At 56.4% G+C, this 21664-nt stretch carries 19 protein-coding genes and 1 pseudogene; 13 read left to right on the forward strand and 7 right to left on the reverse strand.

The window, feature by feature from the left end; genetic code table 11:
* Window positions 1-19: 19 nt before the first annotated feature.
* The 5 genes and pseudogenes from PGY33_RS06145 (at window position 20) to PGY33_RS06165 (ending at window position 3742) form a co-directional block, all read left to right on the forward strand.
* The gene (locus tag PGY33_RS06145) at window positions 20-385 is read left to right on the forward strand and encodes a plasmid mobilization relaxosome protein MobC (RefSeq protein ID WP_270477745.1); all 366 of its coding nucleotides are present in this window, start codon (window positions 20-22) and stop codon (window positions 383-385) included.
* A gap of 38 nt (window positions 386-423) precedes the next feature.
* Complete coding sequence (locus PGY33_RS06150) at window positions 424-825, forward strand: replication initiator protein A (RefSeq protein WP_442865567.1); 402 nt, start codon at window positions 424-426, stop codon at window positions 823-825.
* Window positions 809-952 (forward strand): annotated as a pseudogene (locus PGY33_RS06155) (IS256 family transposase); the annotation flags it as partial. The gene PGY33_RS06150 and the pseudogene PGY33_RS06155, both read left to right, overlap by 17 nt.
* 248 nt (window positions 953-1200) lie before the next feature.
* On the forward strand, window positions 1201-3585 hold the full coding sequence (gene feoB / locus PGY33_RS06160; RefSeq protein WP_270477749.1) for a ferrous iron transport protein B: 2385 nt from the start codon (window positions 1201-1203) through the stop codon (window positions 3583-3585).
* A gap of 13 nt (window positions 3586-3598) precedes the next feature.
* The gene (locus PGY33_RS06165; protein WP_116704689.1) at window positions 3599-3742 is read left to right on the forward strand and encodes a FeoB-associated Cys-rich membrane protein; all 144 of its coding nucleotides are present in this window, start codon (window positions 3599-3601) and stop codon (window positions 3740-3742) included.
* 98 nt (window positions 3743-3840) lie between these two features.
* Here PGY33_RS06165 and PGY33_RS06170 read toward each other — a convergent pair whose 3' ends face one another.
* Window positions 3841-4386, reverse strand: a complete 546-nt coding sequence (locus PGY33_RS06170) for an NADH peroxidase (protein ID WP_110435265.1) — start codon at window positions 4384-4386, stop codon at window positions 3841-3843.
* 30 nt (window positions 4387-4416) lie between these two features.
* Entirely contained in the window at window positions 4417-4827 is a 411-nt protein-coding gene (locus PGY33_RS06175; RefSeq protein WP_118285485.1) for an RrF2 family transcriptional regulator, read from the reverse strand.
* Between the two features lie 485 nt (window positions 4828-5312).
* Between PGY33_RS06175 and PGY33_RS06180 the strand changes: the two genes are divergently transcribed.
* Window positions 5313-5795 carry an RNA polymerase sigma factor gene (locus tag PGY33_RS06180; RefSeq protein ID WP_242988203.1) on the forward strand — a complete coding sequence of 161 codons (483 nt, stop codon included), beginning with the start codon at window positions 5313-5315 and terminating at the stop codon, window positions 5793-5795.
* Window positions 5792-6811: a hypothetical protein gene (locus PGY33_RS06185; protein WP_270477752.1), complete on the forward strand. Its 1020-nt coding sequence runs from the start codon at window positions 5792-5794 to the stop codon at window positions 6809-6811. The genes PGY33_RS06180 and PGY33_RS06185 overlap by 4 nt, the downstream gene beginning before the upstream one ends.
* Before the next feature lie 64 nt (window positions 6812-6875).
* Here the strand turns inward: PGY33_RS06185 and PGY33_RS06190 are convergent, their stop codons facing one another.
* From PGY33_RS06190 to PGY33_RS06210, 5 genes are all read right to left on the reverse strand, one after another.
* A complete protein-coding gene (locus tag PGY33_RS06190) occupies window positions 6876-7421 on the reverse strand; it encodes a CAP domain-containing protein (protein WP_442865566.1) in 546 nt (181 codons plus the stop codon).
* A 152-nt stretch (window positions 7422-7573) separates the two neighbouring features.
* On the reverse strand, window positions 7574-8851 hold the full coding sequence (locus tag PGY33_RS06195; RefSeq protein ID WP_270477754.1) for a glycosyl hydrolase family 18 protein: 1278 nt from the start codon (window positions 8849-8851) through the stop codon (window positions 7574-7576).
* A gap of 130 nt (window positions 8852-8981) precedes the next feature.
* The gene (locus PGY33_RS06200; protein ID WP_118478234.1) at window positions 8982-9674 is read right to left on the reverse strand and encodes an LrgB family protein; all 693 of its coding nucleotides are present in this window, start codon (window positions 9672-9674) and stop codon (window positions 8982-8984) included.
* Complete coding sequence (locus PGY33_RS06205; RefSeq protein ID WP_147357269.1) at window positions 9667-10035, reverse strand: CidA/LrgA family protein; 369 nt, start codon at window positions 10033-10035, stop codon at window positions 9667-9669. The genes PGY33_RS06200 and PGY33_RS06205 overlap by 8 nt, the downstream gene beginning before the upstream one ends.
* 5 nt (window positions 10036-10040) lie before the next feature.
* On the reverse strand, window positions 10041-10595 hold the full coding sequence (locus PGY33_RS06210) for a DUF4364 family protein (protein ID WP_158575049.1): 555 nt from the start codon (window positions 10593-10595) through the stop codon (window positions 10041-10043).
* A gap of 260 nt (window positions 10596-10855) precedes the next feature.
* Here PGY33_RS06210 and PGY33_RS06215 point away from each other — a divergent pair, with 260 nt between their 5' ends.
* The 6 genes from PGY33_RS06215 (at window position 10856) to PGY33_RS06240 (ending at window position 21593) form a co-directional block, all read left to right on the forward strand.
* Complete coding sequence (locus PGY33_RS06215; protein WP_118478238.1) at window positions 10856-11455, forward strand: GNAT family N-acetyltransferase; 600 nt, start codon at window positions 10856-10858, stop codon at window positions 11453-11455.
* 36 nt (window positions 11456-11491) lie between these two features.
* Window positions 11492-12196: a JAB domain-containing protein gene (locus tag PGY33_RS06220; protein WP_118478240.1), complete on the forward strand. Its 705-nt coding sequence runs from the start codon at window positions 11492-11494 to the stop codon at window positions 12194-12196.
* Window positions 12197-12253: 57 nt separating this feature from the next.
* The gene (gene uvrB / locus PGY33_RS06225) at window positions 12254-14173 is read left to right on the forward strand and encodes an excinuclease ABC subunit UvrB (protein WP_442865568.1); all 1920 of its coding nucleotides are present in this window, start codon (window positions 12254-12256) and stop codon (window positions 14171-14173) included.
* Window positions 14174-14283: 110 nt separating this feature from the next.
* The gene (gene uvrA / locus PGY33_RS06230) at window positions 14284-17130 is read left to right on the forward strand and encodes an excinuclease ABC subunit UvrA (protein ID WP_270477761.1); all 2847 of its coding nucleotides are present in this window, start codon (window positions 14284-14286) and stop codon (window positions 17128-17130) included.
* A gap of 180 nt (window positions 17131-17310) precedes the next feature.
* Window positions 17311-19386, forward strand: a complete 2076-nt coding sequence (gene recJ / locus PGY33_RS06235) for a single-stranded-DNA-specific exonuclease RecJ (RefSeq protein ID WP_270477763.1) — start codon at window positions 17311-17313, stop codon at window positions 19384-19386.
* Window positions 19387-19406: 20 nt separating this feature from the next.
* The gene (locus PGY33_RS06240) at window positions 19407-21593 is read left to right on the forward strand and encodes a RelA/SpoT family protein (protein ID WP_110435252.1); all 2187 of its coding nucleotides are present in this window, start codon (window positions 19407-19409) and stop codon (window positions 21591-21593) included.
* Window positions 21594-21664: the final 71 nt, after the last annotated feature.

Here is a 21664-nt window from a genome sequence, read left to right on the forward strand (position 1 = left end):
GTGAAAGGAGTGTTTCAATATGCCAGACCGCACACGACCCATCCGCAAAGAAATCTGCCTGAATGAGCAGGAATTGAGCATGGTTCGCCACAAGATGAACCAGCTTGGCACCCGCAACTTCGGCGCGTATGCCCAGAAAATGCTGATTGACGGGTACATCATCAAGGTCGATTACACCGAGCAGAAAAAGTTAGCCGCCGCTGCGTCCACGATTGCAAGCAGAGTTTCCGGGCGGTTGTCGTTATTTGTCCGCATTATCAGTCAAAGAGGGCAAAAAAGGGTGGCACAGCTGCGTACTCCCCTCGCGGACCTGACAGAAAACCGCCATAGCAGCCGTATCACACCAGACCAGAGAGGATGTGATGAAAAATCTATTTCAAACTGAACACCACATTGCCGCCGTTCATTCCCTTGCCGCGCTTCATGCTGGCGGGCGAATATTCCATCAACGCCAAGCTACTTTATGGGCTGCTGCTCAACCGCACTACGCTTTCCCAGAAAAGCGGCTGGGTGTCCGAGGATGGGAATGTGTATGTGATCTATACGATCAAGCAGATGGCGGATGACCTTGACCGGAGTGAGCGGACGGTCAAAACCGCCCTGCGGGAGCTGGAAAATGCCGGGCTGATCACCCGCGTCCGTCAGGGCTGGAATCAGGCAAACCGTATCTTTCTGCAAATCCCGGACAGGGTGCAGATTTCTTCCCGTCCAGAGGGCAATACCTGCCCAATGGACGTGCAGGATTCTTCCCCTTGCATGGGGCAGAAATTGCCCACAAGTAATACTGATGCAGAGTATAAAGAACATAGTAAGACCGACCGATGACAGCCTTTTCAAAATGCTGTATCTGGCGATGATCGACATCACGAAAAAGTGGACCGGCCGCCGGCAGGACTGGAGCATGATTCATGCCCAGCCGGCAATCTACTTCGAGGATCGGATGCCTGATTAACAACCTGGCTCGAAGGGCAAGGGGCACTATATCGCCGGCGAAGCTCCAATGGACGAGGGTGCCCCTTGACTTCCGCCCCCGTTGGCATTATGTTCCTCGTAATTCTCGATGTCATCCGTGTGTTGCGTGTGCACAATCGGCAGGATTGCTGTATAATAAACATTGACAACTCCCACTCATAGGAGAATAATAGTCTACGAGTATAGAGCAAAACTGTCGACGGCACGAAGCCGCGAGGAGATATAGATATGACATTGGATAAATTGAAACCGCATGAAAGTGCAAAAATCACCGCAGTAGGCGGAAGCGGAGCCTTACGCCATCACCTGCTCGATATGGGACTGACGCCGCAGACCGAGGTCACGCTGCAGAAGGTCGCTCCGATGGGTGATCCGGTGCAGTTTGAGCTGCGCGGCTATGAATTGACCCTGCGCCTGGATGAAGCGCGGAAGATCGAAGTCGGCACGCCGTATCAGCGAACAAAAAAGCCTTCAGCCGGACAGGTACGCCACCGTCCTGCGGCGCACCCCGGCATGGGTGAGCTCAGAAAATCCAAGGACTACTACATTTATGAGCACGCCAAAGCCGCGGCTGCCGATAAAAAACTGACATTTGCGCTTGCCGGCAATCAGAACTGCGGCAAAACGACGCTGTTCAATCAGCTGACCGGTGCCAACCAGCATGTCGGCAATTTTCCCGGTGTTACGGTGGACCGCAAGGACGGCACGATCCGCAGCCATCCGGAGGCAACCGTTACCGACCTGCCCGGCATCTATTCGCTGTCACCGTATTCCAGCGAGGAGATCGTAACCCGCAGCTTTCTGCTGGACAACAAGCCGGACGGCATCATCAATATTGTAGACGCGACCAACATTGAGCGAAACCTTTACCTGACCATGCAGATGATGGAGCTGGGCATTCCGATGGTGCTGGCGCTGAATATGATGGACGAGGTCCGTGCAAACGGCGGCACCGTCCATGTAAATGAGCTTGAACAGGCACTCGGCATTCCGGTAGTGCCGATTTCGGCAGCAAAAAACGAAGGCATTGATGAGCTGATCGACCACGCGATCCACATCGCCCGCTATCAGGAAACACCCAGAGGCATCGACTTCTGCCAGGACAGCAGCGACAAGAACGATCCGGTCGCCGCTGTTCACCGATGCATCCATGCAACCGCCCTGATGATCGAGCCGAATGCCAAACGAGCCGGTCTGCCGGTGCGCTTTGCCGCCACCAAGCTGATCGAAAAGGACCCGCTCATCGAAAAGGCACTCGCGCTGTCCGATGACAATCGCTCCGCTTTTGACCAGATCGTATCCGTCATGGAGAAGGATTCCGGTCTGGACCGCGAAGCGGCGCTGGCAAACATGCGGTTCAGCTTTCTGGAAAACCTGTGCAGCACAACAGTCGTCCGCCCGCACGAGAGCAAAGAGCATAAACGCAGTATGGCGATCGACCGCTTTCTGACCGGCAAATACACCGCTATCCCTTGCTTTGCCGGTATCATGGGTCTGATCTTCATCATGACCTTCAGCTGGATCGGCGCATGGCTGTCCGATGGCATGACCGTTCTGGTCAATGCCTGCATTTCGTGGTTGGATGCCGGGTTATCCGCCCTGCAGATCAACCCTGTTGTTCACTCACTCGTTGTAGACGGCATCGCAAACGGCGTTGGCAGCGTACTCAGCTTCCTGCCGACCATTGTAACGCTGTTCTTCTTCCTTTCGATTCTGGAGGACACCGGCTATATGGCGCGTGTGGCCTTTATCATGGATCGGCCGCTCCGCAAGCTGGGACTGTCCGGACGCAGCTTTGTGCCGATGCTGGTCGGCTTCGGCTGCTCGGTTCCGGCCATTATGGCTACTCGTACACTGTCCAGTGAGCGTGACCGCCGCATGACGATTTTACTTACCCCGTTTATGAGCTGCTCGGCCAAGCTGCCCATCTACACCATGATGATCAGCGCCTTTTTCCCCAGGCGGTATCGTGCGCTTGCTATGATAGGCCTGTATCTGTTCGGCATTCTCTGCGGCATCCTGTATGCGGTCATTTTGAAGGTCTCCCGCTTCAAGGGCGAACCGGTTCCGTTCGTCATGGAGCTGCCGAATTACCGTCTGCCCAGTGCCAAAAGTGTTGTGCACCTTATCTGGGAAAAGGCAAAGGGCTTTATCCAGAAGGCATTTACCATTATCTTTGCCGCTTCTATCGTAATCTGGTTCCTGCAGACCTTCGATGCACGCTTTAATGTGGTGTCTATGCCGGAAAGCAGCCTGCTGGCTGCGCTGGGCAGCATTTTTGCACCGCTGTTCGCACCGCTCGGCTTTGCGGACTGGCGTGTGTCCACCGCCCTGATTACCGGCTTTACCGCAAAGGAAAGCGTTGTATCCACGCTGACGCTGCTGCTCGGCGGCGAGGTATCCAGCATCGGCACCCTGTTTACGCCGTTTACCGCGGTCGTATTTCTGGTATTCGTGCTGCTCTACACCCCTTGTGTTGCGGCAATCGCCACCGTAAAGCGTGAGATGGACAGCACACGGGCTGCCATCACGACTGCGCTGACACAATGCGTGATTGCATGGCTCATTGCCTTTGCCGTCCGCTGTGTCGGTCTTGCATTTGGTCTGGCATAAGGAGGCACGGTATATGAATCTCCCCACTATTTTGATTCTGGCATTGATCGGCATCGCGCTGTTTGCCGCGCTCCGTTCGATGAAAAAGCATCCGTCCGGCTGTTCCGGACACTGCTCCGGCTGTCCCGTGCAATGCAAAAGTGAAAAACACAAATAAAACAGCAGCCTGTCCGTTCCAAGAGCGGACAGGCTGCTGTTTATCGGTTTCTGAAAAAAGAGGACAGGCATTTCTGCCTGTCCTCTGAATAGTCTCAATTACTTGTTGAAGTAACGCTTCAGCAGGCCCTCGAAAGCCTTGCCGTGACGAGCCTCGTCGCGTGCCATCTCATGTACGGTGTCATGGATAGCATCGAGGTTCAGAGCCTTAGCGCGCTTTGCCAGATCAAACTTGCCGGCGGTTGCGCCGTTCTCAGCGTCTACACGCATCTGCAGGTTCTTCTCGGTGGAGTCGGTTACAACCTCGCCAAGCAGCTCTGCGAACTTAGCAGCGTGCTCTGCTTCCTCGAATGCAGCCTTCTCCCAGTACAGGCCGATTTCCGGATAGCCCTCGCGGTGTGCAACGCGAGCCATTGCCAGATACATACCAACCTCGGAGCACTCGCCCTCAAAGTTAGCACGCAGGTCAGCCATGATGTCCTCCGGAGCACCCTGTGCAACGCCTACAACGTGCTCAGCTGCCCAGGTCTTTTCACCGGCCTGCTCCTTAAACTTCTCTGCCGGTGCGTGGCAGATCGGGCACTCTGCCGGAGCTGCTTCGCCTTCATATACATAACCACATACGGAACAAACAAACTTTTTCATGATTTTTTCCTCCTGTATCGTTGAACAAATTTATTTTTGAGGGGGCAGGAAACGATCCATTGTTATTGAACAAAGCTGATCGCGCAGAGATCGGTTGATCTCCGAGAACACGCGATGAAAATCACATTCATTCTGGGTGCCCATGTGTGTGCACTGGAACTCATTTGCAAGGCAGTGATTGATGGCGATCGGACCATCAATGCATTCGATGATCGCGCCGAGACTGATCTCCGATGGGGAGTGGTTCAGCTCATAGCCGCCGGCAACGCCCTTATAGGATTTTGTAATACCGGACTGCGTCAGCTTGCGGAGAATTTTAAGTGCAAACCGGAGTGTTACGCCGGTTGCCTCGGAAATATCCTTCGCGCACTGCTTTTCGCCTGCAAGTGCCAGACAATAGGTCACACGAATTGCATAATCCGCTTCATGTGTGATTCTCAAATCGTTCCTTCCTTTCTCTCCTTGGAACAACTTTAGTATAACCGTGTTGTGCCAAAATGTCAATAGGTTTTCTTAAAAATAAATAATATTTTTTATTTGATAATAGTTATCAATAAGTAACTTGCTTTTGGATCGGATTAACTATACCAGATAAGGACAGTATACCATGGCGGGAGACTTTTGTCTATCGGTTCAGGAATGGAGAATGGAGGATGGAAAATGAACGTGGAGATTCAGCATTCTTCATTTATTCATTTGTATTGTGCGATACGATGGGGAAATGCGCTTTGAATCTTTGCACCGATTTCATTCTGTGCGCTTGTACTGTATAATAGGTAATGCAAAATGCAAGTACGAAAAATTTTCCCTTTCACAAAACCATTTGCCGCACCGAACCGTCTAATAGATGAAAGCCGCAGACAGGAAGCGTTTTTGACGAAACCTGTCTGCGCTGTCCGGACGCTTTCGGAAAGGAGAACCCGCTTATGATGGATAGAGAGCAATTTACCTCCGCGGTGCTGGCAGCCGAGCCTACGCTGTACCGGGTTGCGAAAACCATGCTCCGCAGTGAGCATGACTGTGCAGACGCGGCGCAGCAGGCAATCCTGCGGGCGTGGGAGCAGCTGGATTCGCTGCGCAGCACGCGGTATTTCAAAACGTGGCTGGTCCGCATACTCATCAACGAGTGCAGCACGATATTGCGCCGTCAGCAGCGGCTTGCGCCGTATGACGCGGCTGCTGCAGAGGCGATACCGGCGCCTGCGGCTGATGATTACAGTGACCTGTATGCCGCTATCACCGCACTGGAGGAAAAGCTGCGCCTGCCGGTGGAGCTGTACTACTTAGAGGGCTTTAAGACCCGTGAGATTGCCGGAATGCTCGGCATACCGGAAAACACGGTCAAGACCCGTCTCCGAGCGGCAAGAGAGCATTTGCGCAAGGACTTGAAAGGAGCGTGCTTCGCATGATGAACCATAATGATTTCCCGAAAATGACCGAAGAATTTGACCGCAGTGTCCGCAGGGCGCTGGACAGCCTGCCCGAGCGAGAAAGCAAGCCGGTACGCCGTTTCTCAGCGAAGAAAATCGTCTGCGCCGGACTGGCTGCCGCGCTGTGCATCGGTGGAACCGCATTCGCCGCGAATGCACAGAGCTGGTTTCCACTGCTGTTTCCGAATGGCGGAGACGCGAATCTCGAAGGGTATGTGCAGACGGCGGACAACGCCAGGCTGACCGACGAGAACGAGCATTACCGTCTGTCGGTGGAGTCAGTGCTGTTTGACGAGAGTGCGGGTACGGGCGTTATCAGTCTGCACCTTGCAAACAAAAAGCAGGACGGCGTAAAGCCGTTCACGCTGGCGCACCTGATCGACAGCTATCAGAACAAGCCAGACATCACATGGTCCACGCTGTCCTCGTGCTATGCCGAGGAGGGACAGCTTGATTTCGAGGTCATGTACGGCGATAGCGGCTTCTGCGGCAGTGAATTTTACCTCGATACCGCGCGTTCGACCGACAACGACTACTATTTCGAGGGCGCATTTGCGATTTCGAGCGATTACAGGCAGGGAGAGCCGCTCCGTCTGGAAGCACTTGATCCGAGCGGAACGACCGTGCGTGCGGACGGAGCAGGTACCGCAAAGACAGTTCTGGCAGTCGATCTGCCGGAATTTCAGCAGATGCCGTACCTGACGAGCGCAGACGGTGATGTAACCCTGTCGCAGATCGGCATTCGCATCCGCAACGCGGATATGCACTGCACGGTGGATGATGTGGATACGCTGAGCGTGCAGCTGAAGGACGGATCGGAGTACGTTATTCTGGACGAAAACGCCGATATCGACCGGACATTGTACACTTACGGTTTCAATTCCACTGAGGACACCGACCGCATCGACACCGAGATTGCGGTGCTTGCGCGTGCATTTGATCTGGATAATGTGCAGTCGGTCACCATCAACGGTGAGGTGTATCTGCTCTCGTGATGAACGGCAGGATAGAGCAAAACAGACCGCAAATGCGGTCTGTTTTGTTTGTTGAAAAAGTCCATTATGCGGTGAAAAGCTGTGCCCAGTATGCGGTTCCGTTCACAACGGTACAGCCGACGCCGATCGAGGTGAAGCTGCTGCTGAGAATGTTCGCGCGGTGGCCGGACGAGTTCATCCACGACTGCACAACAGCCTCCGGCGTGCTCTGACCATAGGCGATGTTTTCGCCGGCACGCGCGTAGGAAACGCCGGCCTCGGTCAGCGCGGTAAAGCAGGACGCGCCGTTCGGGCGCGTGTGCGAAAAGCTGGTTTGCAGTTCTCCTGCGCGGGTCTGCGCCGCCTGCTGCACCGTGGTGCTGATGGTCAGCGCGGGCAGTCCCTGTCTGGCACGCTCGGCGTTCACCAGTGAGACCACCTGCGCGGCGTAGCTGCTGTTCGCGGCGGTGCTTTGTGAGGGCTTGCTCGCAGAAGGACGGCTGACCGTCTGCGTGTAACTCGGACGCACGACGAACGAAAAGCGGTTCTGCTGCAGATGTGCAGCTTCTGCAGCAGTGGTGGATGCGATGACAAGCGCAAGTGCCAGCGGCACGAGTCTCTTGAACTTCATAGGTAGATACCTCCTTGGATTTTGCGGGAAATTCCCATGCACCGTATGATAGCGGGTTTTGTAACCGTTTTGCAATGGAAATCCAAGGGGAAACTGCCGAAGCACGGAAAAAACCGACCGAAACAGGGGAAATTCGGTCGGTTTGGTGAATTTTATCCAAGCTTTTCGATGTCGTACAGGCTGTTCAGCACGAGCCACAGCTGCGGAAAATACCGCATGATATTCCAGATGCTGACGCCTGCCAGCTGATATTCTCCGGCAAGCGCCAGCTTGGCACGGACAGAACGCGCGTCCTCAAACCAGACCTCGTGCTCGGCACGGTCGCGCCAGTAGTTGTAGTGCGGAGACTGTGCCGTGTCATCATAATGAATCGGCGCACCGACCTGAATCGCCTGCTCGACGGCCTGCACGTTGCCCAGACTGCGGGCGCGCGACTGTCCCTGCACATAGGGCAGCGCCCAGTCGTAGCCGTAGTTCGGGATGCCCATGAACAGCTTATCCGGCGGCACCTGCGACACGGCAAACCGCACGACCTGCTCTACCTTGTTAATCGGCGCGACCGCCATCGGAGCGGACAGCGTGTAACCCCATTCATAGGTCATCAGCAGGGCACGGTCCGCCGCAGAGCCGAGCGCGGCATAGTCGTGCGCCTCATACAGAAGACCTTGCTGCGCGGCGGAGGTTTTAGGCGCGAGTGCCGCGAAGACCGTGTATCCGGCAGGCGAGAGCCGCTCGCGGACCGAGCGGACAAACGCGGCATATGCGTCCGCGTCCTCCGGCGGCACATACTCAAAGTCGATGTCCACACCGGCGAAGCCCTGCATGGCCAGTACCTGTGCCAGATTTTCGATCAGCGCCGCGCGAGCCGTCGGGGTGTTCAGCAGCCGGTGGGCACGTTCGCCGGAGAACTGCCCGTCCTCGCCGAGTGTTGTCAGAACGAGCAAAGGCTTTACCTGATACTGCCGCGCCATGCGCACGAGCAGCTCGGCGGAGAACGGTAAAATGCGTCCGGCGTTGTCAAAACCGACAGAAAATACGGATAAGTACGTCAGATAGGGCAGTGTCCGGCGCAGAACGCGCAGGTCGATGCTCGGATAGGCGTAGCCGTTCACCGCAAAGCGTCCCAGCTTGTTTCCATAGCTGAGTACAAGCATCTGCCCCGGCTGAATGCGGTCGGTGCCGCCAAGCTGCGGATTGTTCTGCCACAGCTGCATCACGGTTGTGCCGTTCTGCGCGGCAATGCTGCCGAGCGTGTCGCCGCGGCGGACGATGTACGTTTTTTCCGGCTGCGGAACGACAATGGTCTGCCCGGGCGTTAAGCGGTACGGCTCGTGCAGCTCGTTCTGCTGGATGAGGAACGGCAGGGGAATACCGTGCAGCTGCGCAATGCGGTACAGCGAATCACCCGGCCGAACAACATGGATCACCATAGAAAAACCACCTTTCTTCCTGCATTTTATGCAGGGGAAAGGTGGTTTTGTGAATGGAGAATGGATAATGGAGAATTAGGGTATCGCGCAAGGATAGCGACATTCTCCATTCTCAATTTTCAATTACTGCTTACAGCAAAATAGCAGAGCCGATGGAAACGATAAGTGCCGTCAGCAGACCGGCAACGCCAATCGCCAGACCGGAAATTGCGCCTTCGGTCTCACCCAGTTCAATGGCACGCGAGGTACCGACTGCGTGAGCTGCCGTGCCGATGGACAGACCCATCTGCACCGGATTGCGCACGCCGATGCACTTGAGGAAGGTCGGCAGGATGATCGCACCGATGATGCCGGTGACGACAACCGCAATCGCGGTGATGGAGGTTACGCCGCCGAGCATTTCGGCTACCGCGACTGCAATCGGAGTTGTTACCGATTTCGGCACGAGAGAAAGCGTCGTGCTTTCGCTCAGACCGAACAGATGGCTGAAGAGCAGCACGCTGCCGATGGACACCATCGAGCCGACGAACGCGCCGAGCAGAATGGGCAGCAGGTTTTTCAGCAGTACATCCAGCTTGCGGTAAATCGGGATCGCAAGCGCTACCGTTGCCGGCGTCAGGAAGAACGAGATCAGCTTGCCGGATTCCTCATAGGTCTGGTAGGGGGTGCCGGTTGCGATCAGCAGCGCACCGACCAGAATCGAGGCAATCAGCAGCGGATTGCAGACCGCAGAACCGGTTTTCTTTTGAATCTCTACGCCGAGTGCATAAAAACCGATGGAAATCAGCAGCCAGAACTGCGAAGAGGAGAGAAGATCAGTCATGGTCGAACGCCTCCTCGGTTTCACGGTGCTGCAGACGGAACACGATATGTACGGTCAGCGCGGTAGCAGCGGCAGTACACAGCGTGGTCAGCAGGCAGACGGCAAGGATGGCGAGTGCTTCGCTTTTGATGTCGTTCCAGATTTCCAGCACGCCCAGCATGGCGGGCAGAAAGAAAAATGCCATGTTCTGCAGCAGAAAATCCGCTACGCTCTCTACATGGTGCAGGCGTACCGCGCCGAAGATGAGCAGGGCGAGCAGCAGGGTCAGACCGAGCACGTTGCCGGGCAGCAGACCGCGGAGTAAAAGGGAGAGCAGTGAGCCGCCGACACAGCAGGCAAGCAGCACACCGAGTTGCTTCATGTGTTTCAAGGTTTTTGCGCTTCTTTCTCGTTTGCGTAGTTTTTGGTCATTGCGGTGAGCAATGTTTGATAGACGGCCTCGGCGTTTTCCTTAAAGGTACGCTCGAGCATGGCAGCCTGTCCGTGACTGACGACGTTCATTTCCACTGCGAACACCTGCTCCATTTCCATGCGGACGGTCAGGTCGTTCGGGCCGTGCTCGGTGACGGCGGTGTGGATGCCGGCGTCGCGCCGGATCTGGCGGACGACACGCAGCGCAGAGCGCTGTGCGGCTTCGCGGACCGGATAGGGAAGCTGCTTCTCGAAAATGCGGGTAGCCTCGCGTCCTTTTTCGGTGATGGCGTACAGGGTTTCTCCTTCGTCGGATATCTCCTCGATGTGTCCGGTCGGAACCATCTCGTAGAAAGCCTCGCTCAGCTCAAAGTAGCCAAAGCCTTCGTCACACCAGGTCGTTAAGTCCACAATGGTGCTGAAGCTGACCGGAAATGGCAGCAGATCCATGGCGAACAGGACCAGAAACTTGATATCCTCTTTGGTATGGATAAAACCGTAGCGAACCATATGCGCGATGCCTCCTTCTCTTCCCCGGCAGGGCGAAACGCCTTTTTCGTCAGTGCTTTTCATAGTATACTACTCGGCAGGGTAAAATGCAATCGGCTGAAATGACAAAGAATATTATATAGAACGGCAAGAATTATACTGTAAAAAAATCAGCAGATGCAAGGCGAACAAATGTGCGATTTTTTGGCAATCTCCTATTGAACATAAAAAATGAATGCGGTATACTTATATCGAGATTATGTCGAAACGAGGAAAAAATCATGCCGGAAGTTGTTCTGCGTTCTGCAGAGGAAGAAGATATTGCCGAGATGCTTGCGCTGTATGCGCCGTATGTTATTCAAACCACTGTGTCGAGCGAGTACGATGCTCCTTCGATAGAGGAGTTTACCCGCCGGTGGCGCACCTATACCCAAAAGCTGCCGTGGCTGGTCTGCCGCATTGATGGCGAGGTCGTCGGCTATGGCTATGCTGCGCCGCACCGTACCCGCGCTGCCTATCAGTGGTCGGTCGAAACGTCCATCTACGTTGCACAGGAGCAGCACCGCCACGGTATCGCCGGTGCGATTTACGCCGCGCTGTTTGAACTGCTGGCGATGCAGGGATACTATAATATCTACGTCGGCATCACTTCACCGAATGAGCGGTCGATGAAGTTCCATAAAGCCATGGGCTTTATCATCTCGGGCGCATATCAGGAAAGCATGTATAAATTTGGTCAGTGGCGCGATGTCCTCTGGATGGGCAAGAGCCTGCGTCCGCATGACGGCGCACCGCAGCCGACCGTTCCGTTCCCGGAGATTAAGGACAGTCCGCTGGTAACCAGAGCGCTCAATCAGGCGGTGGAGAAGATACACCTTTAATTACTAACTACTAATTAAAAAGAAAGGTGGTACACCATGCCGGAAAATCACCATATGGGTCACCGACAGCGCATGCTGGACAAATTCCGCCGGTTCGGACTGGAGATCTTCAGTGACCACGAGGTGCTGGAGATGCTGCTGTATTTTGCGGTGCGGCAGGGCGATACCAACCCGACAGCACACCGGCTGATGCAGCGGTTTGGTTCACTGCATGCGGTGCTCGAGGCAACCGAGGACGAGCTGCAGACGGTCGAAGGCGTCGGTCCGCGCTCGGCGGAGCTGCTGCACCTGTGCTTTGCCCTGTTTCACCGTTATCAGGCGGATGTGGCGAAAATGGAGCAGTTTACCGATAAACTGAACACCTATGACCGCATCGGCGCGTATTTCGTGCCGCAGCTGTGCGCCGAGCGGGAGGAAGTGCTGCTGGCCGCCTATGTGGATGGCGCGGGACGTGTGCTCAAGTGCGAGGAGATCGCACGCGGCGGACATGCGCGGGTGCAGGTGGACAGCTACAAGATTGCCCGCGGTGCCTTGATGGCCGGTGCGGCAGGCGTTGCGCTGGCGCATAATCATCCGAACGGCACGCCGACACCCTCTCAGGAGGATTTTGATATGACCGACCGCCTGCAGCGCACGCTCTCCGAACTGGGTTTGGAGCTGGTCGATCACTGTGTTGTGGCACGCAGCAATTTCACATCTATCGGTCGATTAAGAAGCGGAAGTTTGCGAAAAAGATACTGAGTGGCAAAAAAGGAGGTACGCTCTGTGCCGGAATTTAAAATACACAGCCCCTACCAAATGGCAGGCGATCAGCCGGAGGCGGTGGCCAAACTGGTGGAGGGCATCAACAACGGTCTGACCGAGCAGACGCTGATGGGCGTTACCGGCTCGGGCAAGACGTTCACCATGGCGAACATCATCGAGCAGACCCAGCGCCCGACGCTGGTGCTCGCGCACAATAAAACGCTGGCCGCACAGCTCTGCACCGAGCTGCGCGAATTTTTTCCAGAGAATGCGGTAGAATATTTCGTATCCTACTACGATTATTACCAGCCGGAGGCGTATATCGCCTCGACCGACACCTATATTGAGAAGGATTCCGCCATCAATGACGAAATCGATCGTCTGCGCCACTCGGCGACCTCGGCATTGAGCGAGAGACGCGATGTGATCATTGTGTCGTCCGTGTCGTGCATTTACTCACTCGGCGATCCGATCGACTACAAAAGCATGGTGATTTCCATCCGTCCGGGCATGGAGATGAGCCGCGAGGAGCTCATCCGCCGACTGATAGACATTCAGTATGAGCGCAACGACATTGCGTTCGAGCGCAACCGCTTCCGCGTGCGCGGCGACACGGTGGAAATCTGGCCGGTATACTCGGATGAGGATGTTGTTCGTATCGAGTTTTTCGGTGATGAGGTGGATCGCATCAGCCGTATTAACCCGCTGACCGGCGTTTCGCTCGGTGAACTGGGTCATATTGCTGTTTTCCCGGCGAGCCATTACGTCACGCCCAAGGAAAAACTGGAGGAAGCCATCAAGGATTTGGAGGATGAACTCGACAAGCGCGTAAAATACTTCGAGGAAAACGGCAAGCTGATCGAGGCACAGCGTATCGCGCAGCGCACCCGCTACGACATTGAAATGCTGCAGGAGATCGGCTTCTGCTCGGGCGTTGAGAACTATTCGCGCGTGCTGTCGCGGCGTGCGCCGGGAAGTGCGCCGTATACGCTCATCGACTATTTTCCGAAGGATTTCCTGCTCATCGTGGACGAGAGCCACGTCACGCTCCCGCAGGTGCGCGCCATGTATCACGGCGACCGCGCCCGCAAGGAAAGTCTGGTCGAAAACGGCTTCCGCCTGCCGAGCGCGTATGACAACCGCCCGCTCAATTTTGACGAGTTTAACGACCGTCTGAACCAGATTGTGTATGTTTCCGCAACACCTGCCGAGTATGAGCTGTCGCGCTCGGGTCAGGTAGTCGAGCAGGTCATCCGTCCGACCGGTCTGCTTGATCCGGAGGTTGTTGTCCGTCCGGTTGATGGTCAGATCGACGATCTCATTGGCGAAATCAACGCCCGCACAGCCAAGGGAGAACGGGTTCTGGTCACCACGCTCACCAAGAAAATGGCCGAGGATTTGACTGATTACCTCGAAACCGCGGGCATCAAGGTGCGCTACATGCACCACGATGTTAAGACCATCGAGCGGCAGGAGCTGGTGCGTGATCTGCGTCTCGGCGTGTACGATGTGCTTGTCGGCATCAACCTGCTGCGTGAGGGACTCGATATTCCCGAGGTATCGCTGGTTGCCATCCTCGATGCGGACAAGGAGGGCTTTCTCCGCTCGGAGACCTCGCTCATCCAGACCATCGGCCGCGCTGCGCGAAATGAGCACGGCATGGTCGTGCTGTACGCAGACAGCATTACGCCCTCAATGAAACGCGCCATGGACGAGACCGAGCGACGCCGTGCGCTGCAGGATGCGTTCAATAAGGCACACGGAATTATCCCCAGATCTGTGCATAAAAAGGTGCAGGATGTTATCGAGATCACCTCGAATGTGCCCTCGAGCAGCAAGAAAAAGCTGCGCAGCAAGGGCGAAAAACAGCAGGAAATCGCCCGCCTGACCCGCCAGATGAAGGAAGCCGCGAAGATGCTCGAGTTTGAGATCGCAGCACAGCTCCGTGATCAGATAAAGGCGTTGGAAAATTGAAAATTGAGAATGGATAATGAGGTACGCCGCTGCGCGGCGATCAATAAACGTGCAAAGCACATCACCACAATTTTCAATTCTCCATTATTTTGTGATAAGGAAAAAATACAATGCAGGAATATATCCATGTAAAGGGTGCGCGAGAGCACAACCTGAAAAACATCGACATCAAGATTCCGCGCGACAAGCTGGTGGTGCTCACCGGCCTGTCCGGCTCGGGCAAATCGTCCCTGGCGTTTGACACGATCTACGCCGAGGGTCAGCGCCGCTACGTTGAATCGCTGTCCAGCTACGCGCGGCAGTTCCTCGGCCAGATGGACAAGCCGGACGTGGACTACATTGACGGTCTGTCGCCCGCCATCTCCATCGACCAGAAGACCACCTCGCAGAACCCGCGTTCGACGGTCGGCACGGTCACCGAGATCTACGACTACATGCGCCTGCTGTGGGCGCGCATCGGTACGCCGCACTGTCCGAAATGCGGCAAGGAGATCCACCAGCAGACCATCGACCAGATCATTGACCGGCTGATGGCGCTTGAAGAAAAGACGCGCGTGCAGCTGCTTGCGCCGGTCATCCGCGGCAAGAAGGGCGAGCACGTTAAGGTGTTTGAGGATGCCCGCAAGCAGGGCTATGTCCGCGTGCGCGTAGACGGCGAAATCCATGATCTTTCGGAAGAATTCAAGCTGGCGAAAACCAAGAAGCACAACATTGAGATCGTTGTTGACCGCGTTGTCATCCGTCCGGACGCCCGCGGACGCATTACTGATTCGGTGGAGACCGCGTCTGCGCTGTCCGGTGGTCTGGTGATTGCGGATGTCATTGGCGGCGAACCCATCACGTTCTCGCAGAACTACGCCTGCGACGACTGCGGCATTTCTATCGAGGAGCTTACGCCGCGCATGTTCTCGTTCAACAACCCATACGGCGCGTGTCCGGTATGCACGGGTCTGGGCATTCAGAAGCGCGTTGACCCGGACCGCGTCATTCCGAACCGCCACCTTTCCATCAAGCAGGGCGCTATCCGTGCGTCCGGCTGGGGGAACGCCGACCCGGGTACGATCGCGGGCATGTACTACACTGCACTCGGCAAAAAACACGGCTTTACGCTCGAAACGCCCATCGAGGAGTTCTCCGAGCAGGCGCTCGACGAGCTTCTGTACGGCACCGGAGATGAACCGCTCGAGCTGTCGGTCAGCCGCATTTCGGGCGGCGTGATGCGCCAGCCGTTCGAGGGCATCATCCCGAACCTCGAACGCCGCTACCGCGAGACCAACAGCGAGTGGTCGCGCGGCGAGATTGAAGAAGTGATGAGCGAAAGTCCGTGTCCGGCGTGCCACGGCCGCCGTCTGCGCCCGGAGGTGCTGGCGGTCACGCTCGGCGGACTGAACATCGCAGAGTTCGCGGAAAAGTCGGTCGTCAAGGCGATGGAGTTCCTCCACACGCTCAAACTGACCGAAATGCAGCATAAAATCGGTGACAGAGTAATCAAGGAGATTATGGACCGCCTCGGCTTCCTGCAGTCGGTCGGCCTGGAATATCTGACGCTTTCGCGTTCGTCCGGCACGCTGTCCGGCGGCGAGAGCCAGCGTATCCGGCTGGCAACGCAGATCGGCTCGTCGCTGATGGGCGTGCTGTATATTCTCGACGAGCCGTCCATCGGTCTGCATCAGCGCGACAACGACAAGCTGCTTGCGACCCTGGGGCGGCTGCGCGACCTCGGCAACACGCTCATCGTGGTCGAGCACGACGAGGACACCATGTTTGCGGCTGACCACATCGTGGACATCGGTCCGGGGGCGGGACGCAACGGCGGTGAGGTCGTTTTTGAGGGCACGATAGACGAGCTGCTGAAAAGTGATAAATCCATCACCGGACAGTATCTTTCGGGCAGAAAATTCATTCCGGTGCCCGAAATCCGGCGCAAGGGCAGCGGCAAGAGCATCACGGTCAAGGGCTGTGCGGTAAACAACCTCAAGCATACGGACTTTACCATTCCGCTTGGCACGCTCACCTGTGTGACCGGCGTTTCGGGTTCGGGCAAGTCCTCGTTCGTCAATGAAATCCTGTACAAAAAGCTGGCAGCGGAGCTGAACGGCGCGAAGACCCGTGCAGGAGCGCATGACGAATTCATCGGCATCGAGAATCTCGACAAGGTCATCGACATTGACCAGTCGCCCATCGGACGTACGCCGCGTTCCAATCCGGCGACCTATACGGGGGTGTTCAACGATATCCGCGAACTGTTCGCCAAGACGGCAGATGCGAAGGCACGCGGCTATAATGCAAGCCGTTTCTCCTTCAATGTCAAGGGCGGCCGCTGTGAGGCCTGCTCGGGTGACGGCCTGCTCAAAATTGAGATGCACTTTCTGCCGGATGTGTACGTTCCCTGTGACGTGTGCAAGGGCCGCCGCTACAACAAGGAGACGCTCGAGGTGCGCTACAAGGGCAAGAACATCTATGAGGTGCTGGATATGACGGTGGATGAAGCGTGTGAGTTCTTCGCCAACGTGCCGAAAATCGCACGCCGATTGGAGACTATGCGCGAGGTCGGTCTCGGCTATGTTAAGCTGGGTCAGTCCTCCACGACGCTGTCCGGCGGCGAGGCGCAGCGCGCCAAGCTGGCTACCGAGCTGTCCAAACGCTCGACCGGCAAGACCATCTATATCCTCGATGAGCCGACCACCGGTCTGCATGTCGCAGATGTCCACAGGCTTGTGGATGTTCTGCAGAAGCTGGTGGACGCAGGCAACACGGTTGTTGTCATCGAGCACAATCTGGATGTCATCAAGACTGCGGACTATATCCTCGACCTCGGTCCCGAGGGCGGGGACGGCGGCGGCCGTCTGGTCGTTTGCGGTACGCCGGAGGAGGTTGCACAGTGCGAGGGTTCGTATACCGGACAGTATCTCGGCCCGATTCTCGCCCGCAAAAACGGCGGAAAACGCGATAAATAAAGTCGAAATGTGTAATAAAACAGGTGTTTCTTAGCGAGACACCTGTTTTTTCTGTATTTGATAAAGATGTTGTGATTTTGGGTGTGTTTTGGTATAATAGTGATAATATAAAATCGGAGTTACTATACGCAGGCGCCGGAAGGCGTGCTGCTGCCGTGACTCAGGAAGGGATCGTTCAATATGAGAGCAAAGCGATGGGTGATCGCCTCGCCGGACACCGAGCGGGTGCGGGTGCTGTCGCGGGAGACCGGCTATACACCGCTGACGGCGGCGGTGCTGTCGGCGCGCGGCATCGACACACCGCAGGCTGCGGCGGATTACCTGAGCTGCGATGCGCGAGGACTGCATGATCCGTTCGGTTTGACCGATATGGATAAGGCAGTCGAGGTCATCCGCGATGTAATAAATCGCGGAGAGAAAATGGTGGTCTACGGTGATTACGACGTGGACGGCATCACGGCAACGTGCACACTGGTGGATTATCTGCGCAGCAAGGGCGCAAAATGTGAATATTACATTCCCAATCGTCTGACGGACGGCTACGGTCTGACTCGTCCGGCGATGGAGCAGCTGTACGAGCAGGGCACGCGCCTGCTCATCACGGTGGACTCGGGCATTACAGCCAACGAGGAGATTGCCGTCGCACGCGAGCTCGGCATGCAGGTCGTCATTACCGACCACCACGAGTGCCACGAAAACCTGCCGGACGCGCAGGCGGTCGTGGACTGCAAGCGGACGGACGATACCTATCCGTTTTCCAGTCTTGCGGGTGTCGGTGTGGCATTCAAGCTGATCTGCGCACTCGAGGGCGACACGCTTTCCGTGCTCGACCGGTACGCCGACCTCGTAGCGCTCGGCACGGTAGCCGATGTCATGCCGATTGTCGGTGAAAACCGCATTATTGTGGCGGAAGGACTGAAAAAGCTGTCCGTGACGGCAAATATCGGTCTGGAAATGCTGCTGCGTGAGGCGGGGATGAAGAACCGACGCCTGACCTCCTCGACCATCAGCTATGTGCTCGCGCCGCGCATCAACGCGGCGGGCCGCATGGGCAAGGCCGAACTGGCAGCAGAGTTGTTCCTGACGAAAGATCCGATACGCGCACAGGCGCTTGCCGCCGAGCTTTGCGAGCAAAACAAGCTGCGCCAGAACGAGGAGAACAAGATACTCGAGCAGACGCTCACGCGTTTGCGCCGGGAATACAACCCGCTTGAGGATAAGATCATCGTGCTGGCCGGAGAAGGCTGGCATCAGGGCGTTATCGGCATTGTGTGCTCGCGCCTGTGCGACCGCTACGGCTGTCCGGTCGTGCTCATCTCGGTGGACGAGGACGGCGTAGGCAAGGGCTCCGGCCGCTCGATCGGCAGCTTCAATCTGTTTGAGGCGCTCACCTCGTGTGAGGACCTGTTCGAGCGCTACGGCGGTCATGCGCTTGCCGCAGGACTGACCGTGCAGGCGGACAGGATCGAAGAACTCCGCACGCGCCTGCGCAAGTACGCGGAAACGCATGTCACCATGGCGGAGCTCGTTCCGCAGCTGCACATCGACTGCATGGTGCAGCCGGAGTGGCTGACGCAGGAGAACATCGAATCTCTGGGCGTACTCGAGCCGTACGGCATGAAAAACGCGGAGCCTGTGTTCTGCATGAAGAACATGACCGTTGAGGAGATTACGCCGCTGTCCAGCGACCGGCACGTTCGTCTGTCGCTCATCAAGGACGGCAAGCGTTTTTCTGCAATCTGGTTCGGCATCGGTGCGGGCGGTCTCGGCTTTGTCGAGGGCAACACCGTGGATGCCGCCTTTCATCTGGAGATCAACGAATTTCGAGGCCGCCGTTCGGTACAGCTGACCATCTGCGATGTGCAGCTGAGTGACTGCGAGCATCTGGCGGATCAGAAGATTCTCAATCTGTATAATACACTCATGCAGGACGGCCCGCTCACCGCAAGGGAAGCGCGTCTGCTCCTGCCCGACCGCAAGGATCTGGTTGCTGTCTGGCGGCATGTGACCTGCCGCGCGGAGGACGGACGGCTTTCCGTACCGGACGGGGCACTTTCCCGCCGGGTTGCGTGGGAAAGCCGACGCGACATTAACATCGGCAAGCTGTTCGTCTGTCTGGACGTTTTTCAGGAGTCCGGACTCATCAGCTATCATTTCAAGGAAGGCATGCTCAATATTTTGCTCAAACCCTACGAGGGCAAGGCCGATATTTCCGGATCGGTTGTCCTTGCCACATTGCAAAGTATGGCGGGGTGACACGAATGGGGGAAGGATCTATGCAAACGAAACTGGATTTTTTGATCGAACGCGTACAAAAACAAAACCCGCAGGCGAATATCAAGAAGATTCGCGCGGCATACGAATGTGCGGCCAAGGCGCATGAGGGACAAAAGCGCCGCAACGGTGAGCCGTATATCATTCATCCGGTCGCTGTCGCCGAGATCGTTGTGGAGATGGGTCTGGATACGGATTCCATCTGTGCAGCGCTGCTGCATGACTGCATTGAGGACACCGAGTTCGGCTACAAGGAGATCGAAAACAAATTCGGTACGCCGGTCGCGGAGCTGGTGGACGGCGTAACCCGACTGGGCATGCTGCGCTACTCCAAGGAGCAGGAGCAGTTCGAGGACCTGCGCAAGATGTTCCTCGCCATGGCGAAGGATATCCGCGTTATCCTTATCAAGCTGGCCGACCGACTGCACAATGCCCGCACCTTCCAGTTCCTGCCCGAGCGCAAGCAGCGCGACAAGGCACTGGAAACCATGGAGATTTACGCGCCGATCGCGCACCGTCTCGGCATGAGCCGCATCAAGTGGGAGCTGGAGGATCTGTCTCTGAAGGTTCTCGACCCCATCGGCTACAACGAGATTGTGGAAGGCTTAAAGGCTCAGAGCGAGCAGCACGAGGAATTCCTGCAGGGCATTCAGGACCGCATCAGCACCAAGCTGAAGGAAGCGAACATCCACAACGCAATTTCGGCCCGCGTCAAGCATATTTACTCGATCTACCGCAAAATGTATGCCCAGCACAAGACCATCAACGAGATCTATGATATCTGCGCCGTGCGCGTCATTGTCGATACCGTGGCGGACTGCTACAACGTGCTCGGCTATGTCCACGACCTGTACAAGCCGATTCCGGGCCGCTTCAAGGACTATATCTCCACGCCGAAGCCGAACGGCTATCAGTCGCTGCATACGACGGTCATCGGCCGAGCGGGCATCCCGTTTGAGGTGCAGATTCGTACCGTAGAGATGCATAAAATGGCGGAATACGGTGTTGCGGCGCACTGGAAGTACAAGCAGGGTCTGGATAAGAAGGGCAACGAGGAAGCGTTCGCGTGGATTCGCCAGCTGCTTGAAGCCCAGCAGGACACCGAGGCCGAGGACTTTATCAAAAACATCAAGGTTGACCTGTTCGCGGACGAGGTATTCGTCTTTACGCCCAAGGGCGATGTGGTCAACATGCCGGCAGGTGCAACGCCGATCGACCTTGCGTATGCGATTCACTCGGCAGTCGGCAACCGCATGACCGGCTGCAAGCTGAACGGCCGTATCGCACCGATCGACAGCCAGCTGAAAAACGGCGATATTGTCGAGATCCTGACCTCCAAGGAGGCGCACGGTCCGAGCCGTGACTGGGTGAAGATCGTCAAGACCACCGAGGCGCGCAACAAGATCAAGCAGTGGTTCAAGAAGGAATGCCGCGAGGAAAATATCGTCAACGGCAAGGAGGATCTCGACCGCGAGCTGCGTGCCAACCTGCTGTATAACGGCTTCTATGAGAACGAAGAGGTGCAGAAGAACACGCTCAACAAGTTCTCGTTCAACACGGTCGATGAGCTGTACGCGGCCATCGGCTACGGCGGCATTATGCTGACCAAGGTCATCAATAAGGTTAAGGACGATGTCGGCAAGCTGCGCCGCCAGCGCGAGCAGGCAGAGCGTGCCGCACATCCGCAGAATGAGCAGCAGCAGCGCCGCCAGAATAAATCCAGCGACGGCGTTGTTGTCGAAGGCATTGATAACTGTCTGGTCAAGTTTGCCCGCTGCTGTACGCCGATTCCGGGCGACGAGATCGTCGGCTTTGTCACCCGCGGCTACGGTGTTTCCATCCATCGCCGCGACTGCGTGAATGTCCATATCGAGGAAGAACCCGACCGCTGGGTCCGTGCCTGGTGGGATGAGGATATGGCGGCCAATGCCGGTCATGTCAATAAGTTCTCTACAGGTCTGCAGATTTCCACGCGCAACCGTATCGGCGTGCTGAGCGATGTTACGCTGGCGTTTGCATCGAGTAAGATCAATGTGCATGAGATTTCCGCACGCGACCTCAACGACGGCTACGGCGTTATCAACGCCATGGTTGACGTCACGAGCGTCCATCAGCTGGATAATATGATCAGCCGCCTGCGTTCCATCAAGGGCGTCGTGGATGTCACCCGAACGGTTGATACGAATTGATAATTGATGATTGAGAATGGAAAATGAGACGCGGAAAGCGCTTGTGCCTGCGCGTTTCAGGCTCCCCTAAA

Source organism: Butyricicoccus sp. AF18-9LB (assembly GCF_027684505.1).
Lineage (GTDB): Bacteria > Bacillota > Clostridia > Oscillospirales > Butyricicoccaceae > Agathobaculum > Agathobaculum butyriciproducens.

Coding starts and splice junctions, on each gene's coding strand:
- PGY33_RS06190 (WP_442865566.1), bottom strand. CDS start 7,421: ATGAAGTTCAAGAGACTCGTGCCGCTGGCACTTGCGCTTGTCATCGCA.
- PGY33_RS06185 (WP_270477752.1), top strand. CDS start 5,792: ATGATGAACCATAATGATTTCCCGAAAATGACCGAAGAATTTGACCGC.
- PGY33_RS06215 (WP_118478238.1), top strand. CDS start 10,856: ATGCCGGAAGTTGTTCTGCGTTCTGCAGAGGAAGAAGATATTGCCGAG.
- PGY33_RS06145 (WP_270477745.1), top strand. CDS start 20: ATGCCAGACCGCACACGACCCATCCGCAAAGAAATCTGCCTGAATGAG.
- PGY33_RS06180 (WP_242988203.1), top strand. CDS start 5,313: ATGATGGATAGAGAGCAATTTACCTCCGCGGTGCTGGCAGCCGAGCCT.
- PGY33_RS06170 (WP_110435265.1), bottom strand. CDS start 4,386: ATGAAAAAGTTTGTTTGTTCCGTATGTGGTTATGTATATGAAGGCGAA.
- feoB (WP_270477749.1), top strand. CDS start 1,201: ATGACATTGGATAAATTGAAACCGCATGAAAGTGCAAAAATCACCGCA.
- PGY33_RS06165 (WP_116704689.1), top strand. CDS start 3,599: ATGAATCTCCCCACTATTTTGATTCTGGCATTGATCGGCATCGCGCTG.
- PGY33_RS06200 (WP_118478234.1), bottom strand. CDS start 9,674: ATGACTGATCTTCTCTCCTCTTCGCAGTTCTGGCTGCTGATTTCCATC.
- uvrB (WP_442865568.1), top strand. CDS start 12,254: ATGGCAGGCGATCAGCCGGAGGCGGTGGCCAAACTGGTGGAGGGCATC.
- recJ (WP_270477763.1), top strand. CDS start 17,311: ATGAGAGCAAAGCGATGGGTGATCGCCTCGCCGGACACCGAGCGGGTG.
- uvrA (WP_270477761.1), top strand. CDS start 14,284: ATGCAGGAATATATCCATGTAAAGGGTGCGCGAGAGCACAACCTGAAA.
- PGY33_RS06220 (WP_118478240.1), top strand. CDS start 11,492: ATGCCGGAAAATCACCATATGGGTCACCGACAGCGCATGCTGGACAAA.
- PGY33_RS06240 (WP_110435252.1), top strand. CDS start 19,407: ATGCAAACGAAACTGGATTTTTTGATCGAACGCGTACAAAAACAAAAC.
- PGY33_RS06210 (WP_158575049.1), bottom strand. CDS start 10,595: ATGGTTCGCTACGGTTTTATCCATACCAAAGAGGATATCAAGTTTCTG.
- PGY33_RS06195 (WP_270477754.1), bottom strand. CDS start 8,851: ATGGTGATCCATGTTGTTCGGCCGGGTGATTCGCTGTACCGCATTGCG.
- PGY33_RS06150 (WP_442865567.1), top strand. CDS start 424: ATGCTGGCGGGCGAATATTCCATCAACGCCAAGCTACTTTATGGGCTG.
- PGY33_RS06205 (WP_147357269.1), bottom strand. CDS start 10,035: ATGAAGCAACTCGGTGTGCTGCTTGCCTGCTGTGTCGGCGGCTCACTG.